At 69.1% G+C, this 18250-nt stretch carries 17 protein-coding genes and 1 tRNA gene; 10 read left to right on the forward strand and 8 right to left on the reverse strand.

What is annotated here, in order from left to right; all coding sequences use genetic code 11:
• Nucleotide 1: 1 nt before the first annotated feature.
• From QM568_RS06270 to QM568_RS06285, 4 genes are read right to left on the reverse strand one after another with little or no spacing between them, the layout of a single operon-like run.
• On the reverse strand, nt 2-688 hold the full coding sequence (locus QM568_RS06270; protein ID WP_415136936.1) for a response regulator transcription factor: 687 nt from the start codon (nt 686-688) through the stop codon (nt 2-4).
• A 57-nt stretch (nt 689-745) separates the two neighbouring features.
• A complete protein-coding gene (locus tag QM568_RS06275; RefSeq protein WP_415136938.1) occupies nt 746-2389 on the reverse strand; it encodes a DNA repair helicase XPB in 1644 nt (547 codons plus the stop codon).
• A gap of 28 nt (nt 2390-2417) precedes the next feature.
• Nucleotides 2418-4118: a helicase-associated domain-containing protein gene (locus QM568_RS06280; protein WP_415136940.1), complete on the reverse strand. Its 1701-nt coding sequence runs from the start codon at nt 4116-4118 to the stop codon at nt 2418-2420.
• 10 nt (nt 4119-4128) lie between these two features.
• Complete coding sequence (locus tag QM568_RS06285) at nt 4129-4395, reverse strand: multidrug ABC transporter ATPase (protein ID WP_415136942.1); 267 nt, start codon at nt 4393-4395, stop codon at nt 4129-4131.
• Between the two features lie 93 nt (nt 4396-4488).
• On the opposite strand from QM568_RS06285, the gene QM568_RS06290 reads away from it, so the two are divergent.
• Nucleotides 4489-4869, forward strand: a complete 381-nt coding sequence (locus tag QM568_RS06290) for a cold-shock protein (protein ID WP_415136944.1) — start codon at nt 4489-4491, stop codon at nt 4867-4869.
• On the forward strand, nt 4853-5902 hold the full coding sequence (locus QM568_RS06295; RefSeq protein WP_415136946.1) for a DUF3027 domain-containing protein: 1050 nt from the start codon (nt 4853-4855) through the stop codon (nt 5900-5902). The genes QM568_RS06290 and QM568_RS06295 overlap by 17 nt, the downstream gene beginning before the upstream one ends.
• Nucleotides 5903-6315: 413 nt before the next feature.
• On the opposite strand, the gene serC is transcribed toward QM568_RS06295, so the two are convergent.
• Complete coding sequence (gene serC / locus QM568_RS06300) at nt 6316-7428, reverse strand: phosphoserine transaminase (protein ID WP_415136948.1); 1113 nt, start codon at nt 7426-7428, stop codon at nt 6316-6318.
• Nucleotides 7429-7527: 99 nt separating this feature from the next.
• On the opposite strand from serC, the gene QM568_RS06305 reads away from it, so the two are divergent.
• The 4 genes from QM568_RS06305 to QM568_RS06320 all read left to right on the forward strand — a co-directional run bounded on the left by QM568_RS06305 (nt 7528) and on the right by QM568_RS06320 (nt 10121).
• Nucleotides 7528-8229 carry a metal-dependent transcriptional regulator gene (locus QM568_RS06305; RefSeq protein ID WP_415136950.1) on the forward strand — a complete coding sequence of 234 codons (702 nt, stop codon included), beginning with the start codon at nt 7528-7530 and terminating at the stop codon, nt 8227-8229.
• A 203-nt stretch (nt 8230-8432) separates the two neighbouring features.
• On the forward strand, nt 8433-9215 hold the full coding sequence (locus QM568_RS06310; RefSeq protein ID WP_415136952.1) for a M23 family metallopeptidase: 783 nt from the start codon (nt 8433-8435) through the stop codon (nt 9213-9215).
• 301 nt (nt 9216-9516) lie between these two features.
• Nucleotides 9517-10014: an HNH endonuclease gene (locus QM568_RS06315; protein WP_415136954.1), complete on the forward strand. Its 498-nt coding sequence runs from the start codon at nt 9517-9519 to the stop codon at nt 10012-10014.
• A gap of 30 nt (nt 10015-10044) precedes the next feature.
• Nucleotides 10045-10121 (forward strand) — tRNA-Arg (locus QM568_RS06320).
• A 68-nt stretch (nt 10122-10189) separates the two neighbouring features.
• Here the strand turns inward: QM568_RS06320 and QM568_RS06325 are convergent.
• On the reverse strand, nt 10190-10537 hold the full coding sequence (locus QM568_RS06325) for a histone-like nucleoid-structuring protein Lsr2 (RefSeq protein WP_415136956.1): 348 nt from the start codon (nt 10535-10537) through the stop codon (nt 10190-10192).
• An 84-nt stretch (nt 10538-10621) separates the two neighbouring features.
• Complete coding sequence (locus tag QM568_RS06330) at nt 10622-11479, reverse strand: LuxR C-terminal-related transcriptional regulator (protein WP_415136959.1); 858 nt, start codon at nt 11477-11479, stop codon at nt 10622-10624.
• A 111-nt stretch (nt 11480-11590) separates the two neighbouring features.
• On the opposite strand from QM568_RS06330, the gene QM568_RS06335 reads away from it, so the two are divergent.
• A complete protein-coding gene (locus QM568_RS06335) occupies nt 11591-11938 on the forward strand; it encodes a DUF485 domain-containing protein (protein ID WP_415136961.1) in 348 nt (115 codons plus the stop codon).
• Complete coding sequence (locus tag QM568_RS06340) at nt 11935-13569, forward strand: cation acetate symporter (protein ID WP_415136963.1); 1635 nt, start codon at nt 11935-11937, stop codon at nt 13567-13569. Before QM568_RS06335 ends, QM568_RS06340 begins: the two co-directional genes overlap by 4 nt.
• A gap of 79 nt (nt 13570-13648) precedes the next feature.
• Here the strand turns inward: QM568_RS06340 and QM568_RS06345 are convergent, their stop codons facing one another.
• Entirely contained in the window at nt 13649-14167 is a 519-nt protein-coding gene (locus QM568_RS06345; protein WP_415136965.1) for a methylated-DNA--[protein]-cysteine S-methyltransferase, read from the reverse strand.
• 238 nt (nt 14168-14405) lie between these two features.
• Here QM568_RS06345 and QM568_RS06350 point away from each other — a divergent pair, with 238 nt between their 5' ends.
• Both QM568_RS06350 and QM568_RS06355 read left to right on the forward strand, forming a co-directional pair.
• On the forward strand, nt 14406-18035 hold the full coding sequence (locus QM568_RS06350; protein WP_415137020.1) for an AAA family ATPase: 3630 nt from the start codon (nt 14406-14408) through the stop codon (nt 18033-18035).
• A complete protein-coding gene (locus QM568_RS06355) occupies nt 18028-18237 on the forward strand; it encodes a hypothetical protein (protein ID WP_415136967.1) in 210 nt (69 codons plus the stop codon). The genes QM568_RS06350 and QM568_RS06355 overlap by 8 nt, the downstream gene beginning before the upstream one ends.
• Nucleotides 18238-18250: the final 13 nt, after the last annotated feature.

The raw sequence follows: 18250 nt of genomic DNA on the forward strand, positions 1-18250 counted from the left end.
GCTACTTGCCGACCTTGAGCATGTAGCCGAAGCCGCGCTTGGTCTGGATGAGCGACTCCTCGGTGTGCGGATCGATCTTGCGGCGCAGGTACGAGATGTAGCTCTCCACGATGCCGGCGTCGCCGTTGAAGTCGTACTCCCACACGTGGTCGAGGATCTGCGCCTTCGACAGCACCCGGTTCGGGTTGAGCATGAGGTAGCGCAGCAGCTTGAACTCGGTCGGGCTCAGCTCGATCTGCTGCGTGCCCACGTGCACGTCGTGGGTGTCCTGGTCCATCGACAGCTCGCCGGCGCGGATGATCGACTCCTCGTCGGCCTGCATCGTGCGGCGCAGGATCGCCTGCGCGCGGGCCACGATCTCGTCGAGGCTGAAGGGCTTGGTGACGTAGTCGTCGCCGCCGGCGTTCAGGCCCTCGATCTTGTCGTCGGTGCCGTCCTTGGCGGTGAGGAAGAGGATCGGCGCGGTGAATCCCGCGCCCCGCAGCCGCTTGGTCACGCTGAAGCCGTTCATGTCAGGCAGCATGACGTCGAGGATGATGAGGTCGGGCTCCTCCTCGAGCACCGCCGAGATCGTGGCGGCGCCGTTGGCCACCGTCTTCACCTGGAATCCGGCGAAGCTGAGACCCGTGGAGAGCAGGTCGCGGATGTTGAGCTCGTCGTCGACGACCAGGATGCGCGCAGCAGTCATGACCCCATTATGGTGACTTCGCCCATGCAGTGGCTGATTGTCGGTCGGAGCGGCGCATCACGCAGCGTCCAGCTGGTCCGCATCGATGATCGTGTAGCTGTATCCCTGCTCGGCGAGGAAGCGCTGACGGTTCTGCGCGTAGTCCTGGTCGATCGTGTCGCGGGCGACGAGCGTGTAGAAGCTCGCGGTGCGCCCCGACTGCTTCGGACGCAGCAGCCGACCGAGGCGCTGCGCCTCCTCCTGCCGCGAACCGAAGGACCCGGAGACCTGGATCGCGACGGAGGCCTCCGGCAGGTCGATCGAGAAGTTCGCGACCTTCGAGACCACCAGCAGCGGGATCTCGCCCTGGCGGAAGCGCCGATAGAGCTCTTCGCGTTCGTCGACGGGGGTCGCGCCGGTGATCTGCGGTGCATCCAGCGACGCCGACAGCGTGTCGAGCTGGTCGAGGTACTGCCCGATCACGAGGATCTGCTCGTCGGGATGCCTGGCGATGAGCTCGCGAACGGCCGCGATCTTCGCGGGCGCCGAGGCCGCGAGCCGGTACCGCTCGTCGTCGGTCGCCGCGGCGTACTCGAGGCGGTCGCTCGGCGGCAGGTCGACGCGCACCTCGTAGCAGACGGCGGGGGAGATGAACCCCTGCGCCTCGATCTGCTTCCAGGGGGCGTCGAAGCGCTTGGGGCCGATGAGACTGAAGACGTCGCCTTCGCGGCCGTCTTCGCGCACGAGGGTCGCGGTGAGGCCGATGCGCCGCCGCGCCTGCAGGTCGGCGGTGAGCTTGAAGACGGGTGCGGGGAGCAGATGCACCTCGTCGTAGACGATGAGGCCCCAGTCGAGCGCGTCGAGCAGCGCGAGGTGCGCGTACTGTCCTTTCCGCTTCGCGGTGAGGATCTGGTAGGTCGCGATCGTGACCGGCTTGATCTGCTTGGACTGTCCCGAGTACTCGCCGATCTCCTCGGGTGCGAGCGAGGTGCGCTTGAGCAGCTCGTCGCGCCACTGCCGGGCGGAGACGGTGTTGGTCACGAGGATGAGGGTGGTCGTCTTCGTCGCGGCCATCGCCCCGGCCCCGACGATCGTCTTGCCCGCGCCGCAAGGGAGCACGACGACGCCCGATCCGTCCTTCGCGAACGCGTCGACGGCATCCTGCTGGTAGGGGCGGATCTGCCAGCCGTCCTGCGCGAGATCGATCTCGTGCGGCGTGCCGGGGGTGTAGCCGGCGAGGTCCTCGGCCGGCCAGCCGATCTTCAGCAGCTCCTGCTTGATCTCGCCGCGCGCCCAGGCGTCGACGACGTAGGTCGAGGCGGTGGGGTGTCCGATCAGCAGCGGCTGGATGCGCTTGTTGTTCGCGACCTGCGTGAGCACGGCGGCATCGTCGGAGCGCAGGATCAGGGCGCCATCGTCGTCGCGCTCGATGACCAGGCGCCCGTAGCGGTTCACCGTCTCGCGCAGATCGACGGCGACGGACGGCGGAACGGGGAAGCGCGACCAGCGATCGAGGGTGTCGAGCATGTCGTCGGCGGTGTGGCCGGCCGCGCGGGCGTTCCACAGCCCCAGCCGGGTGATCCGATAGGTGTGGATGTGCTCGGGCGCGCGTTCGAGCTCGGCGAAGATCGCAAGCTCGTGCCGTGCGTTCTCGGCGTCGGCGTGCGCGACCTCGAGCAGCACGGTGCGGTCGCTCTGGACGATCAGGGGGCCATCGGACATAGCGTTCCAGTCTACCGTCCGGGTGCGCTCAAGGCTCGATCACAGCGGCCGAGCGGATGCTGGAGATCGGCAGCGTGCGCTCGATGTCGGCCGCACGGTCGCGCCCGCGCAGGCGGCCGCCGCCGATGCCTGTGGCCTCCATGACCAGTTCCCGGCTCGACCCGTCGGGCATGCCGACGACGACCCGGACGACGGCCTTCGCCCGGACGGCGGCCTCGAGCTCGCGGTCCAGCCACGCGGCATCCGCATCGGGTCCTTGATGGGCGCGCAGCGCCGCGATGAGGTTCGCGTAGTCGGTCGGCTGCGCATCGCCGGGGAGGGCGAACGGATGCCGGGCACCGCTGACGACCTCGCCGTGCTCGTCGACGAGGGTCGCGGGGTAGCGGGCGTCGACGAGGGCCCAGTACACGCTTTCGCAGCTCACCCGCGTCGTGATCGAGCTGGCGTGCACGGTGAGCCCGAGCGGTCGCAGTGTCTGATCGACGCCGATGGCCTCGAGGAGCGTCGGGTCGGTGCTCTCGATCCGGGTGCGGCCGGTCTCCTTGTCGGTGCTGACGCGCACGAGGCCGTGGCGGTGCGCCGCACGGTCGACGAGGTAGGCCAGGGGCTGCGGGATGCCGGTGAGTGAGAGTCCGCCCAGGAACTCGGTGATCGACGCCGCCGTCTCGCCGAGCACGAGGGCGCGCGAGACCGACTCCTCGGTGAAGCGGTACGACGAGGCCTGGGCCGCCGATTCGCGCGCGGCCATCGTGCGCAGCCGGACGTCGAGTGCCGGTGCGAGCGGTCCGGGGGAGATCGCGGTGAGGTCGTTCTGCAGGAAGATGCGGTCGACCTCGGCCGGCAGCAGCGCGGCCAGTGCGCCGGTGTCTGGACGCCCTCCCGTGCGCAGCGGTCGAGCCCACTCCGGCTCCGTGCCGTCGTCGGCGAGGAGGGCGAGCAGAACCGCCCTGGCGCGTAGTGCGGCGCTGCGGGCGGGCCAGTGCGCGTCCCACGGCTGGGCCGCATCCCAGGCTGATGGCGGCACCCAGCCGGTGCCGGAGCGGATGCCGCGCGGGAGCGCGTCGGCGGATCCGCGGGCGAGCACCTCCCAGCGTTCGATCGCCGGGGAGTGCAGCCACTGCTCGGCGAGAGTGGTGGCGTGCAGGGCCCGCCCATCGGCGGCGACCAGGCGTGCATCGCGGGCGAGATCGACGAGCACTTCGATATCGCCGGGGACGCCGTGCTCGGCCAGCAGCTTCCGCTCTCCCGCGCTGACGGTGCCAGCGGCGAGCAGCGCCAGAGGCGCCGCGCGGGTGAACAGCAGCAGGTCCGCGACCGCGGCCACGGTCGTGAACGCGCGCTCGGCCGCGTGCGCTGCGGCATCGGGCGACGACGGCGCGGGGTCGGCGAAGGGCGGCGGCACCGCCACGACCGGCCGATCGTGGACGGCGGCGGCGACCGGCGGATACATCGAGCCGTCGGACTGGAGCAGGCCAAGCGCGGTCAGTGCGGCGCGTTCGGGACCGGCATCCGCTCCGGCGGCGACGGCACCGAGGGCCGCAGCCTCGTGCGCGGTCAGCGTGGCGAGCACACGCTGGATCGAGCCCGTCTCGAGCAGCGACTCGGCGGCATCGAAGAAGTCCTCCCAGCCGGCATCCGCTCGCACACCGCGGCGCTGGAACAGGGCGGTCAGCTCGGCATCGCTCGCCGCTGCCAGCTGATCGGCCAGCGGTCGCGCGTGCGTGCTCATGCGGGGATCCTCAGCGCCTCGCCGCGCGGCCCTTGCGGACGAAGCTCATGATCAGCAGCGTGATGATGAGGATGAAGGCCAGCGGCGGACCCCAGTAGAGGATGCTGGCGATGAACGGCCAGGCGCCCTCTCCGAAAGCCGCAGCGTCCATGCCGTTCGCAGTGCCGACCATGATCGAGACGAATCCGGCGATCGACGCCGCGATAAGGGCGAGGGCGCAGAAGGCGAGAGCGCGGTCCACGCGGCGGATCTCCGGTTCTGGCGTCGGGGTGCTCATCCGTCTCAGCCTAGTGCGTCCTCGACCGGTAGGCTGGAGTCGGGGCGCTCTTCGAGCGTGCCCTTCCGGTACCGATCCAGCGAGGTTTCTCCCATGCCCACCGGCAAGGTCAGGTTCTACGACGACGACAAGGGTTTCGGCTTCATCGCCGCCGACGACGGTCAGGACGTCTTCCTGCATGCATCCGCCATGCCCGCGGGCACCGCGGTGAAGAAGGGGACCCGCGTCGAGTTCGGCGTGGCCGACGGCAAGCGCGGTCTGCAGGCGCTGTCGGTGCGGGTGCTCGATGCGCCGCCGAGCCTGGCAAAGGCGAAGCGTCCGTCCGCCGACGACATGGCCGTCATCGTCGAAGACCTCGTCAACCTGCTCGACAAGATCGGCGGGGACCTGCGCCACGGCCGGTACCCGTCATCCGGTCACGGCCGCAAGGTCGCCGCCATGCTCCGCAAGGTCGCCGATGACCTCGAAGCCTGAAGCAGACCCGCGTCTCGTCGGCGCCCGTGATCTCGCGTTGAAGGCGCTGCACGAGATCACTCCGGCGGCGACGGTCGGACCCGCCGCCGACTACCTCGTCGAAGACGACGGCTCCGTGTCGTTGCGCTTCGAGAACCGTCTTCCCGGGTACCCCGGGTGGTACTGGACCGTCACCGTGGCGGCCCTCGACGGCGAGGAGCCGACGGTGCTCGAAGTCGAGCTGCTCCCCGGCGACGGCGCGCTGCTCGCGCCCGATTGGGTGCCGTGGGCCGAGCGTCTCGCGGAGTACCGCGCGCACCGGGCCGAGCTCGCCGAGCAGGCGGCCGTCGCGGCAGCAGACGCGCTCGACGATGACTCCGAGCTGGATGATCTCGACGACGACATCGAGGATGAGGCGGATGCGCCGCGCGCGCTGCACGCCGGCGACCTCGACGGCGTCGACATCGACGAGCTGGACGACTCCGATGGTCTCGACGACGACGACGCCTTTGACGAGGACGCCCCTGATGGCGATGCCTCGGATGCCGAGGACGCGGAAGAGGTGCTGAACGAGAATTCGGACGACGACGTCTCGCAAGACGATTCCACGGATGCCGATGATTCGGAAGACGACGCCTCGGTCGAGGAGCCGGAAGTCGAGGACTCGGATGAGGTGTTGGACGTGGAGTCGGAAGACGATGACTCGAATGCCGACGCTTCCGAAGACGATTTCATGGACGGCGATGCTTCGGACGAGGACGCTCCGGACGAGGACGCTTCGGACGAGGACGCTCCGGACGAGGATGCCCCGGATGCCGATGCCTCGGACGAGGATGCCCCGGATGCCGATGCATCGCACGAGGATGCCCCGGACGGCGATGCTTTGGACGAGGACGCTCCGGATGCCGATGCTTTGGACGAGGACGCTCCGGATGCCGATGCTTTGGACGAGGATGCCCCGGATGCCGATGCCTCGGACGAGGATGCCCCGGATGCCGATGCCTCCAATACGGATGCCGCTGCCCCCGACGAGGACGCCTCCGAAGAGGAATGACCGCCCCGATGCGTCGGTCGTGCTGTCGTTCTCCACGTCGCGCTGTCGTTCTCCGCGTTGCGCTGCTCATCTCCGCTTGCGCTGCTGATTAATCGACAGCGCAGGCGCAGAACAGCAGCGTGTTGCTCCAAACAGCAGCGCGGGCGCGAAACTGCAGCGCGACGTGTTGCGCAAGACTGCAGCGCGACGCGGGAGACAGCAGCGTGTTGCTCAGAACAGCAGCGCTATGCGGGAGACAGCACCGTGACGCGGAAGACCGCAGGGTGTAGCTCAGAACAGCAGCGCGATGTGAGAGACAGCAGCGCGACGCGGAGAACAGCAGCGCGACGTGACGCGGAAGACAGCAGTGTGTTGCGCAGAACAGCAGCGCGACGGGCGCGCGGCGCACCCGTCACACGGAGCGCCGGTACGGCTCAGGAATCCTGGTTGGCGAGCACGAAGTCGAGCGCGCGAGTGAGCTGGCGCACATCGTCGGGCTCGATCGAGACGAAGGTCGCGACGCGCAGCTGATTGCGGCCGAGCTTGCGGTACGGCTCGGTGTCGACGATGCCGTTCGCGCGCAGGGTCTTCGCGATGGCCGCGGCATCGATGCTCTCGTCGAAGTCGATGGTGACCACCACGGGGGAGCGGTGGGCGGCATCCGTCACGAACGGCGTCGTGACATCGCCGGCCTCGGCCCAGTCGTAGAGGGCGCTCGAGGTTTCGGCCGTGCGAGATCCCGCCCAGGCGAGCCCACCGTTGCCGTTGATCCACCGCAGCTGGCTGTCGAGCAGGTGCAGCGTCGTCAGGGCCGGGGTGTTCAGCGTCTGGTTCAGCCGAGAGTTGTCGACGGCGTTCTTCAGGGAGAGGAACTCGGGGATGTAGCGATCGGATGCCGCGATCCGCTCGATCCTCTCGATGGCGGCCGGAGACACGGCGGCGAACCAGAGCCCGCCGTCGGAGCCGAGGTTCTTCTGAGGGGCGAAGTAGTAGACGTCGGCCTGGGTGACATCGAAGTCGATGCCGCCGGCGGCGCTGGTCGCATCGATCACGGTCAGAGCGCCATCGGCGGCGACGCGTTCGACCGGGGCGGCGACACCTGTGGACGTCTCGTTGTGCGGCCAGGCGTACACGTCGACGCCATCGACGATCTCGGCAGAGATCCGCGAGCCCGGCTCCGCCTTGCGGATATCGGGCGCCTGCAGCCAGGGAGCCGCTGCGGCGGCGGCGAACTTGCCGCCGAACTCGCCGAAGACGAGGTTCTGACTGCGGTTCTCGATGAGGCCGAAGGCCGCGGCATCCCAGAAGGCGGTGGAGCCGCCGTTGCCGGTGATGATCTCGTAGCCGTCCGGGAGGCGCAGGAGCACAGCGAGCTGCTCGCGCACGCTGCCGACGAGGTTCTTCACCGGCGCCTGACGGTGCGAGGTCCCCAGCAGACTCGGACCTGCGGCGAGCAGCGCGTCGAGCTGCTCTTCGCGGATCTTGGACGGACCGCATCCGAAGCGGCCGTCAGCGGGCAGGAGGTCACGGGGAATCTCGATTGCCATGGCTCGATTCTATGGCGAGGCGGCGGTCGCGTTTCGCCCGATGACGCCTCAGACAGCGAGCGGGAAGGTAGGCTTGCCTAAGACGACCCGGAGGCTCATATGACCGATCTGATCGACACCACGGAGATGTATCTCCGCACCATCCTCGAACTCGAGGAGGAGAACATCGTGCCGTTGCGCGCCCGCATCTCGGAGCGTCTGGGTCACTCCGGGCCCACCGTGTCGCAGACCGTCGGGCGTATGGAGCGCGACGGCCTCGTCATCGTCTCCGAGGACCGCACGCTGGAGCTGACCGAGGCCGGTCGCCGCAAGGCCGTCAACGTGATGCGCAAGCACCGTCTCGCTGAGCGCCTGCTCTCCGACGTGATCGGCCTGGACTGGGCCTATGTGCACGAAGAGGCCTGCCGCTGGGAGCACGTGATGAGCGAGCAGGTCGAGCGCCGTCTCGTCGAGCTGCTCGGCCACCCCACGGAGTCGCCGTACGGCAACCCGATCCCTGGACTCGACCAGCTCGGAGACCTGCCTGCGCGCACGTTCGACGACGGCGTCATCGGTCTCGTGCAGAAGCTGACGATCATCGGAGCGCCGGTCGAGGGCACCGTGCGCCGTCTCGCCGAGCCCGCGCAGGTCGACCCGGAGCTGCTCGAGCAGCTCCGCGACGCCGGCGTCGTGCCCGGCGCGAAGGGCGAGTATCGCTTCAATGAGGGTTACGTGCTCATCCATATGGACGGCAAGGACGAAGGGCTGGAGCTGCCCGTCGAGCTCGCCTCGCACATCTTCCTCGTCGGCGACACCGAGTGACCTTCGAGTAGAGGTTGAAGCTGCTCCCCGAGCATTTCCAGGTTCGTGAGGTGACAGGATCGTTATCTTCCGGTAACCTCGGACAAGTCGTCAGCGAAGAAGCCCGCTGACGGCAACCCGCGAGGATCGCCTCTCAGGCTCGTCGTCTTCGCGGTAAGAACGCACAAAGTACCCCGAGCTGCATTCGTGCCACGAGAAGCAGAGTGCCGACGAGCCAGCGCTACCCGAGCGCGCAGGTGCTGGAGGACAACGATTTGGCCGTAAAGATCATGGAGTCGCTCCGATCGATTGCGATCTTCGGAGCGGTGGGTGCGCTCGTCGCCGCTGCAGCCCTTCCTGCCTACGCTTCATCGAAGCCCGTCGAGGAAGCCCCGACTCTTCAGCAGCTCGCCTCCGTCGACGCGCAGTCGCTCGTCGTCGCCTCGACGGCGACCACCGCCCCCGTCGCGCACGGCGTCTTCACGGCGACCACGCCCGACGAGATCGCGAAGAAGAAGGCCGAAGAGGCTGCCGCAGCCCGTGCCGCGGCCGCCGCTGCCACGGCGGCGAAGAGCTTCGACATCAGCAAGTACTCGCTCGTCTCTCCGGGCTCCGGCGAGGTGCGCTATCCGTTGCCGCAGGGCGTGTACAACGTCTCCCGCACCCTCGGCGGCGGCCACAACGGCGCCGACATGGTGTGCGCGGCCATGACGCCCATCTACGCCGCAACGGCCGGAACAGTGCGGATCTCCTCGGAGAGCTACTACGGCTACGGCGTCGGCGTCGTCATCGACGGCGTGGTCGGCGGTCAGCGTGTCTCGACCACCTACGGCCACATGACATACGGCACCCGTCAGGTCGAGGTCGGCGCCACGGTGGCCGCCGGTCAGCTCATCGGCTTCGTCGGCAGCACGGGCCGTTCCACGGCCAACCACCTCCACTTCGAGGTGAAGATCAACGGCACGCTGGTCGAGCCCATCGGGTGGCTGGCCGCCAACGCCGGCTGACACGCCATCGGTTGTTCACCCCGTGTTCCGCCCCACACCGGTGAGGATGGGTTAGCCTGTTTCCGTTGTCGCACTGACAGGAGAGGCTGATGGAACCGATACCGAGCATCCGCACCATGGATGATCTCGCTCGTCATGTCCTTCAGCATCGTCTGCAGGGATGCCACGGTGCCGCCGTGCGCGAAAGGCGCTGTCTGTAGACAGCGCCTTTTTTCGTCCCAGCGAACGCTCTGCCGACGGTGCGGCTTCGTAGGAGTCGAGAGTGCCGGGAAGCCGTCCCGGCGGATCGAGAGGATGACGAATGCGCACACTGGTCCTAAACGCCGGGTACGAACCGCTGGCGATCGTGTCGTTCAAGCGGGCACTGGTGCTCGTGATGAACGAGAAGGCCTCCATCATCGAACACGTCGAAGGAGAACCGGTCTGGGGAACGCACGGCGTCTACGACCGGCCGGCGGTGATCATCCTCTCGCGGTACGTCCGTGTGCCGTCGAGCAGACGGGTGCCGGTGACGCGACGTGGCGTGCTGCGCCGAGACGATCACCGCTGCGGATACTGCGGCAAGGCGGCCTCGACCATCGACCACGTGCTGCCGCGTTCGCGGGGCGGGGCGGATTCGTGGGAGAACCTCGTCGCCTGCTGCCTGCGCTGCAACAACATCAAGAGCAACCGCACGCCGCAGGAGATGCACTGGGAGCTCCGTTTCACTCCGCGCCCGCCGCACGGCACATCCTGGACCGTGCGGGGCAGCGAGCGCGGAGACCCGCGCTGGGAGCCGTATCTCGCGCTCGCGGCGTGAGGTGCTGGGCTTCCTCTAAGCTGGGTTCAGGCCCTCGTAGCTCAGCAGGATAGAGCAGCCCTCTCCTAAAGGGCAGGTCGCAGGTTCGAATCCTGTCGAGGGCACCAATCTCCCGCTTGCTCACCCCTTGGAGGGCGCCCTCCAAGGGGTGAGCAGGTCGTCCGAGGGGAGAACCTCAGTGGGCGGCGTTGTATGCCTCGATCACGGGGGCGGGGATGCGGCCGCGCTCCGACAGCGTGTAGCCGTTGTCATTCGCCCAGGCGCGGATCGCAGCGACTTCGGGATTGCGTGCGACGCGCTTGCGGGGCGAGGCGGCACGGGCGGTGGAGGCGCTCGATCCGGCGCGGCGCCCGGCTGAGATGTACGGCTCGAATGCCGCACGCAGTTCGGCCGCGTGCTCCGCATTCAGGTCGATCTCGTAGGAGGTGCCGTTGAGCGAGAAGCGCACGGTTTCGCCCTCTCCCACCTCGAGGACGCTGCCGTCGATGTCGTCTACCAGCTGGTGCACAATTCTTCTTGCCATGGATAAGAGATTAGCCGTATCGCGCAATTGCGACAAGAATTCCAGAGAATGCGTCGCTGATTACGGAAATGATCTCGTGCGCACTCAGGGCAGCAGCCCGGCACGCCGGGCCTTGGCCACCGCCGAGTGCCGTGTGGAGGCGTCGAGCTTGGACATCGCGGTGCCGAGATACGCCTTCACCGTTGCCTCTTTGAGGCCGAGCTGGGCGGCGATCTCGGCATTCGTCGCGCCGAGCGCTGCGCACGCGAGCACATCGGTCTCACGGGGGGAGAGGCGCACCGTCGTCACCGGCCCGGTCGCGGGGGCTGCGGCCTCTCCGGAGAGGGCGACCAGGCGCGACTGCACTCCGGCGATGCGCGTGCGCAGCTCGGCATCCTCGACGGCGGCCGCGATGCTGCGAAGCTCCGCGAAGCTCTCGCGGAGCTCCTCGCGGTGCGAACCGGCGACGGCATCCGCCGACGGGGCCAGCGCGCGCAACCGGCGATCGACCTCGTTGCGGATGCGCAGCTCGTCGGCGACGGACTGGGCGACCTGCATCGCCGGGGCGGTGGTGATGCTGCCCACCGGGGTGTCCTGCCACGCCCCGGCGTAGAGCACGCCGCGCGGACGCCCGGCCACGACGATGGGCAGGGCGAGGAGGGTTCGCAGCCCCTCGCCGAGGACGAAGCCGTCGTAGTCGTGGGTGATCTGGCGGGAGGATCCGTAGTCGCTCGTCATCCGTGGCCGCTGCTCGGTCATCGCGCGTCCGCCGAGCCCGCGTTCGGGACGCACGCGCAGGCCGTCGAGGCTGCGGGTGCGGTTTCCGACGATGCTCGTCACGTTCACCACTCCATCGCAGACGAGGCCGCCGAAGGCGACGGGGAAGCGGGTGCGCTGTGCGAGTTCGCGTACGGCTCTGGCGACGAGCTCGGTCTCGGTCTCGATGCCCGGCGACGTGTTCACGACTACCTACTTCCGGGGGTGACGGCGTTGTGCCCCCTTTTCGTAGCGTCGACCCTACCACCCGCGCGGCCCCTCGTGCGCGGGATGTCCGAACATGTGGCAAGGAGGCCCATGCAAGACCAGAACACCGCGGGATCCGCGGATTCGATCGACTACATCGCCGTGGAGGAATCCGAACGATTCCGAACTCTCAAACGCACGCAACGATCATTCATCTTCCCGCTCGCGGCATTCTTCCTCATCTGGTACTTCATCTATGTGGTGTTCGCCGCATTCGCGCACGATTTCATGGCCCAGCGCGTCTGGGGCGACATCACGATCGGCCTGCTCTTCGGCCTCGGTCAGTTCGTCACGACATTCGTGATCACCATGTGGTACGTGTCCTTCGCGAACAGGAAGCTCGATCCGATCGCGACCGAGATCCGTGAAGAGCTCGAGAAGGCGCAGGCGTCGTCATGAGCATCGTGCACGCCGCAGACCCGGTCGAACTCGACATCAATCCCGTCCTCAACATCTCGATCTTCGTCGCCTTCGTGGCGGTGACGCTGTTCATCGTCATCCGTGCCAGCCGGAACAACAAGACCGCCGCGGACTACTACGCGGCCGGGCGTTCCTTCACCGGTCCGCAGAACGGCTTCGCGATCGCCGGAGACTATCTCTCCGCCGCCTCGTTCCTCGGCATCTGCGGGGCCATCGCGGTCAACGGCTACGACGGATTCCTCTATTCCATCGGATTCCTCGTCGCCTGGCTGGTCGCGCTGCTGCTCGTCGCCGAGCTCATGCGCAACACCGGCAAGTTCACGATGGCCGATGTGCTGTCGTTCCGGCTGAAGCAGCGACCGGTGCGGATGGCCGCGGCGATCACCACCCTCGCGGTGTGCTTCTTCTATCTGCTCGCGCAGATGGCGGGCGCCGGCGGTCTCGTGTCGCTGCTGCTGGGCTTGGACGGCCGGGTCGGACAGTCGATCGTCATCGCCGTCGTCGGCGCGCTGATGATCGTCTACGTGCTGATCGGCGGGATGAAGGGCACCACCTGGGTGCAGATCGTCAAGGCGGTGCTGCTCATCGCCGGTGCGCTCGCGATGACGCTGTGGGTGCTGGCTCTGAACGGCTTCAGCCTGAACGGACTGCTCGAGTCGGCCGTCGCCAACTCGCCGAAGGGCGACGCGATCCTCGGCCCTGGACTGCAGTACGGGGCGAACCCGCTCGACTTCCTCTCGCTGGGCATGGCGCTCGTGCTCGGCACGGCGGGTCTGCCGCACGTGCTGATGCGCTTCTACACCGTCCCCACGGCGAAGGAGGCCCGCCGCTCGGTGGTCTGGGCGATCTGGCTCATCGGCGGCTTCTACCTGCTCACCCTCGTGCTCGGCTACGGTGCCGGCGCCCTCGTCGGCGCCGAGACGATCGTTGCCGCACCAGGGGGCGTGAACTCCGCCGCTCCCCTGCTCGCGCTCACGCTGGGCGGGCCGATCCTGCTCGGCTTCATCTCGGCGGTGGCCTTCGCGACCATCCTCGCGGTGGTCGCCGGTCTCACCATCACGGCGGCGGCCTCGTTCGCGCACGACATCTACGCCAACGTCATCCAGAAGGGCAGGAAGGATGCCGCGGGCAGGCCCGTCGAGGCCGATCCGAACGGCGAGGTGAAGGTCGCCCGCCGCACCGTGATCGTGATCGGCGTGCTCGCCATCATCGGCGGCATCGGCGCTCAGGGGCAGAACATCGCCTTCCTCGTCGCGCTCGCTTTCGCGGTCGCGGCGTCGGCGAACCTCCCGACGATCCTCTACTCGCTGTTCTGGCGGCGCTTCAACACGCGCGGTGCGGTGTGGAGCATGTACGGCGGACTGGGAGCGGCGATCATCCTGATCGTCCTCTCGCCGGTGTTCTCGGGCTCGCCGACCTCGATGATCCCGGGCATCAACATCGCCGTCTGGCCGATGAACAACCCCGGCATCGTGTCGATCCCGCTGGGGTTCCTCCTCGGCTGGCTCGGCTCGGTCACCAGCCGGAGCGAGGAGTCGCGTGAGCTGGCCGCCGAGATGCAGGTGCGCTCGCTCACCGGCTTCGGCGCCGAGAAGGCGGTCGATCACTGATCGATCGCTGATCGGATGCGCAGAGCACGCGGGCCCCGGCGGCCTACTCGCCGGGGTCCGCGTCGTCCAGCGGCACCGTCTAGCGGCGTTGGGCCTCGAGATCGAGCAGGTAGCGCTTGCGCTCGGGGTGGGCGCCGTATTGGCCTGGCGAGCCGTCGGAGCGCACCACCCGGTGCACCGGCACGATGATCGAGAAGGGCGTCATGCGGCACGCGGTGCCGACCGCACGCGCGGCGCCAGGGTGACCGGCCAGCACCGCCACCTCGCCGTAGCTGAGCGTCTCGCCCCACGGGATGGTCTGGATGCTCTGCAGCGCCTTGAGGGTGAAGCCCTCCGCGAGCGACCAGTCGAAGCGCAGGTGCTCGTCGAAGCGCACCTCCGCACCTTCGAAGTACTCATCGAGGAGGTGCGCGAGTTCGTCGGCGGCTCCCGGGTCGGGGTCGACGCGGGCGCCGAGGCGCGCGGAGACGTTCTCGAGCAGCCAGGGCACGGTGGGGTCTTCGGCCTCTGACAGGTCGAAGCTCACGATCCCCTCGTCGGAGAAGACCGCGAGGGCGTCGCCGAACGGCGTGGGGGCGAAGTCGTAGCGGTAGGTCATGAGCCCATCCTGACGCGTGCCGCCGACTCCGCACCGCCGGGGATGCGCATCCGGTGGACAACTCGTCATGACGGCGCGCGGTGCATAACGAGTGCGGATCACGGGAAACCCGCCAGGGATACCGGCCCGCGCGGCGTGTCGCGCGTAGGGTGAGAGGGTGTGGCGACGTGAAGACAATGGCGCAGATGAGGCGGAGGCGGATGCCGTAGCGCCCCTCGGCGACCTCGGCGGATCGGCCATGGGCATCCCGGTGGCGCACGCGGCGGAGGCGGAGCGCACGCGCCTGAAGGCCGAGGCCGCCGACCTCGGCGGGCCCTCCCCGCTGGTGCAGTTCCGCGACACGGTCGAGTCGGGCATCGACATCTCCAAAGCGCACCCCGGCAGCCTTCCCCAGTTCATCACCGGCAAGTCGACGCTGCTGTCGAACCTGTTCCGCGACGAGGTGGGACTGCGTACCGCGCGTCTGGCGGCGGAGCGGATCACGGCGAAGAACACCGAGCTGCGCACCGTGCGCGGGATCGAGGCGGTGCATCTCGCCGTCGGCGTCGCCGGCTGGCGGATCGGCGGTGCGCAGTTCGCCGCCCCTGTGCTGCTGCGTCCGCTCGCGATCCGGCGGCACCATTCCGACTTCGAGCTGAAGCTGCAGCGCTCGTTCGAGGTGAACCCCGAACTGGTGCGCATCGCGCGCGAGCATTTCGGCATCTCGATCGATGCGGAGTCCCTGGCTGCACGCGCCTACGACGGCGGCATCTTCAAGCCGCAGCCGGTGATCGACAGCCTGCGTGCGACGACCAGATCGATCGACACCTTCTCGGTGGAGCCGCGCCTGGTCGTCTCAGTGTTCGCGGACGTCAGGGGTGCCATGTCGCGCGACGCCCGATCGCTGGACACCCCGCTGCTCAACGCCCTCGCGGGCCACGTCGGCGACCGCGAGCAGATCGCCGCTGCGCGGCCGGCGCCGCACTTCACCGGTCCGGACGACCGCGCCCCGGCATCCGACAACCTCCTCCTCGACGCGGATGCCGAACAGGAGGCGGTGCTCTCCCGCATCGCGGCCGGGCATTCGCTGACCGTCGCGACGCTGCCGGGCACCGGCGGCACGCAGACCGTGATCAACGCCCTCGGCGAACTCGTGCGCGCAGGCAAGCGCGTGCTGGTCGTCTCGGCGCGACGGTCGACGCTCGACGGCGTGCGCCATCGCCTTTCCGGCATCGGGCTCGACAGCCTCGCCATCTCGACGTCGGGGGTGCGGCGCGACCTCGTGCGCGCGATCGTCCGCAACGAGAAGGCGGCGGCGCCCAAGGTGAGCGAGATCGACGACGCGCTCTTGCGGCTGCGAACGGTGCTGCGCGACTACCGGCGGGCGCTGACCTCGGAGGTGCCGGGCACCGGCGCCTCCGTGCTCGACGCGACCCGCCACCTCACCCGCCTGGCCTCGCTTCCGCAGCCGCCGTCGACGACGGCGCGGTTGAGCGCGCACGCGCTGCGCCGGCTCGCCGTCGACCGAACGGCCGCGGCCGAGAAGCTCGCCCAGGCGGCCCGGCTCGGCGAGTTCCGCTTCGGACCGGACGACTCGCCCTGGTACGGGGTCACGTTCACCAGCACCGAGGCGGCGCGCTCGGCGCACGAGCTCGCCGCGCGTCTGCACTCGGCGAGCGTGTCGGCGCTGCTGGAGCGGGGCTACGCCCTCATCGCGCAGACGCACATGAGGCCGTTCTCGACGATCGACGAACTGGGGGAGTACCTGCGGCTGCTGCAGGGCATCCGCGACTCGCTCGACCGCTTCAGCCCGACGGTGTTCGAGCGTCCGCTGGGCGAGCTCATCCAGGCGCACGGATCGCGCCGGGACGCCCCCGGCATGTCCGGGGCGAATCGACGTCGGCTGCGCAAGCTCGCCAAGGAGTATGTGCGCCCCGGCGTGCACGTGACCGAGATGCACGAGGCGCTGCTGCGCATCCAGACCCAGCGCACCCAGTGGCAGCGCTGCGTGGAATCCGGCGTCGCGCCCGAGGTGCCGCTCGGCCTCGCTGACGTCTACGCATCGTGGCAGCGGGTGCACGCCGAGCTCGCAGAGCTCGACGCGGCACTCGGACGGCGAGAGCCCCTCTCGTCGCTGCCGGTCGCCCGTCTCGTGCGCACGCTCGCCGGTCTCGCCGCGAAGTCGGACGTGTTCGACAACCTCGTCGAGCGCGCCGCGCTGCGCGACGACCTCGAGGAGCTGGGGCTGGGGCCGCTGCTGACGGAGCTCTCGGTGCGGCACGTCTCCGAGGCGCGCGTCGGAGACGAGCTTGAGTTCGCCTGGTGGCAGTCGCTGCTCGAGCGCGCCCTGCAGGACGACCGCGCGCTCCTCGGCGCCAACACCTCCGTCGTCGATCGTCTCGAGCGCGACTTCCGTCTCGTCGACGAGGCGCACGCGGCGGCGGCGGGGCCGCTGCTGGCGTGGCAGCTGGCCAACCAGTGGAAGATCGCGATCGTCGACGAGCCAGAGGAGTCGGCGAACCTCCGCCACGCGCTCAAGCATCCGGGCACGTCGACGGCGCAGATCGTGAGCGCCGCGCCCACGCTGGTCAACGTGCTCGCCCCGGTGTGGATCTCGTCGCCGTACCTCGTGCCTGAGATCCCCGACTCCGTCGAGTTCGACGCCGTGCTGCTGGTGGATGCCGGTGCGATCAACCTCGCCGAGGCCGTCCCCGCGATCCGTCGCGCGCGGCAGGTCGTCGCCTTCGGCGACCCGATCACGCAGAAGCCCCGGCCGTTCCACGTCGCCGTCGACCCCGATCCCGCGTGGGAGCCCGAGGTCCCCTTCGACGAGGTGTCGGTGTTCGAACGGCTCTCGGAACTGCTGCCGGTGACGACGCTCACGCGCAGCTATCGGGCCGGGGGCGAGGATCTCGCCGAACTCATCAACGACGCCTTCTACGGCGGCGACATCGTCTCTCTGCCCTGGGCGGGGTCGTACCTCGGCCGCGGCAGCCTCACCGTCGACTACGTCGAGGGCGGCACGGGGGTGCCCGACCCTGTCTCCGGTGCGGTGGAGAGCCCCGACGCGGAGGTCGCCCGCGTGGTCACCCTCGTCGTCGAGCACGCCGTGCATCGTCCGGACGAGTCGCTCATGGTCGTCACCGCGAGCACGCGTCACGCCGAGCGCGTCCGCGCCGCGGTCACCTCGGCGTTCGCCGGGCGCAGCGACGTCGCCGATTTCGTCGGCCGGGACACCGCGGAGCCGTTCGCGGTGCTCACGCTGGAGGAGTCGGTGGCCGAGAGCCGCGACCGGGTGATCCTCTCGCTCGGATTCGGCCTGACCAAGCACGGCCGGGTGCTCAGCGACTTCGGCGAGCTGTCGACGCCCGACGGAGAGCGGCTGCTCACCGTCGGCATGACGCGGGCGCGCCGGTCGATGGTGATCGTGTCGTCGATCCGCCCATCGGCGTTCGACGACGGCCGGCTCGAACACGGCGCCGCCACGCTGATGTCGATCCTCGGCGGGCTGGCCTCGCGCGGCCGCGACGCGCGCCTGGAGGACCTCGCCGATCCCCTGACCCTGGCTCTGGCCCGTGAGCTGCGCCGTCTCGGGGCCGCGGTCGACGTCGACTACCGGGGGCTGCTGCCGCTGGTCGCGCAGCACGACGGCAAGGCGGTCGTCATCGAGCCCGACCCGGAGTCGCGGGGCGAGTCGCTGCGCGAGTCGCTGCGGCTGCGCCCGCACGTGCTGCGGCGGCTGGGCTGGCACTACGTGCGCGTGCACGCCTTCGACCTGTACAGCGATCCGGCGACCGTGGCGGCCCGCATCGCCGAGGTGCTCGGCATCTCGGCATCCGCTGCGCGCGCCGAGAACGACACCCAGCCGATCGATCCGATCGATGCCTGATGAGGCCCAGCGCGTCGTGCGGGTGCCGGGATCGCGGCGGGCGCGGCTGACAGCGGTGCCCGGAACGGATCCTCAGCCCGAGACGCGCAGCGCTGATCAGGAGGCGGATGCCGCGCCGTCGGCCTCCGGCGCGAAGGGGCGATCAGCGGCGAAGGGGCCGAACGACGACCGGCTGAGACAGGACGTGCCGCCGCACTACTGATAGCGCGACGGCA

Source organism: Microbacterium sp. (genome assembly GCF_047607465.1).
Taxonomy (GTDB): domain Bacteria; phylum Actinomycetota; class Actinomycetes; order Actinomycetales; family Microbacteriaceae; genus Microbacterium.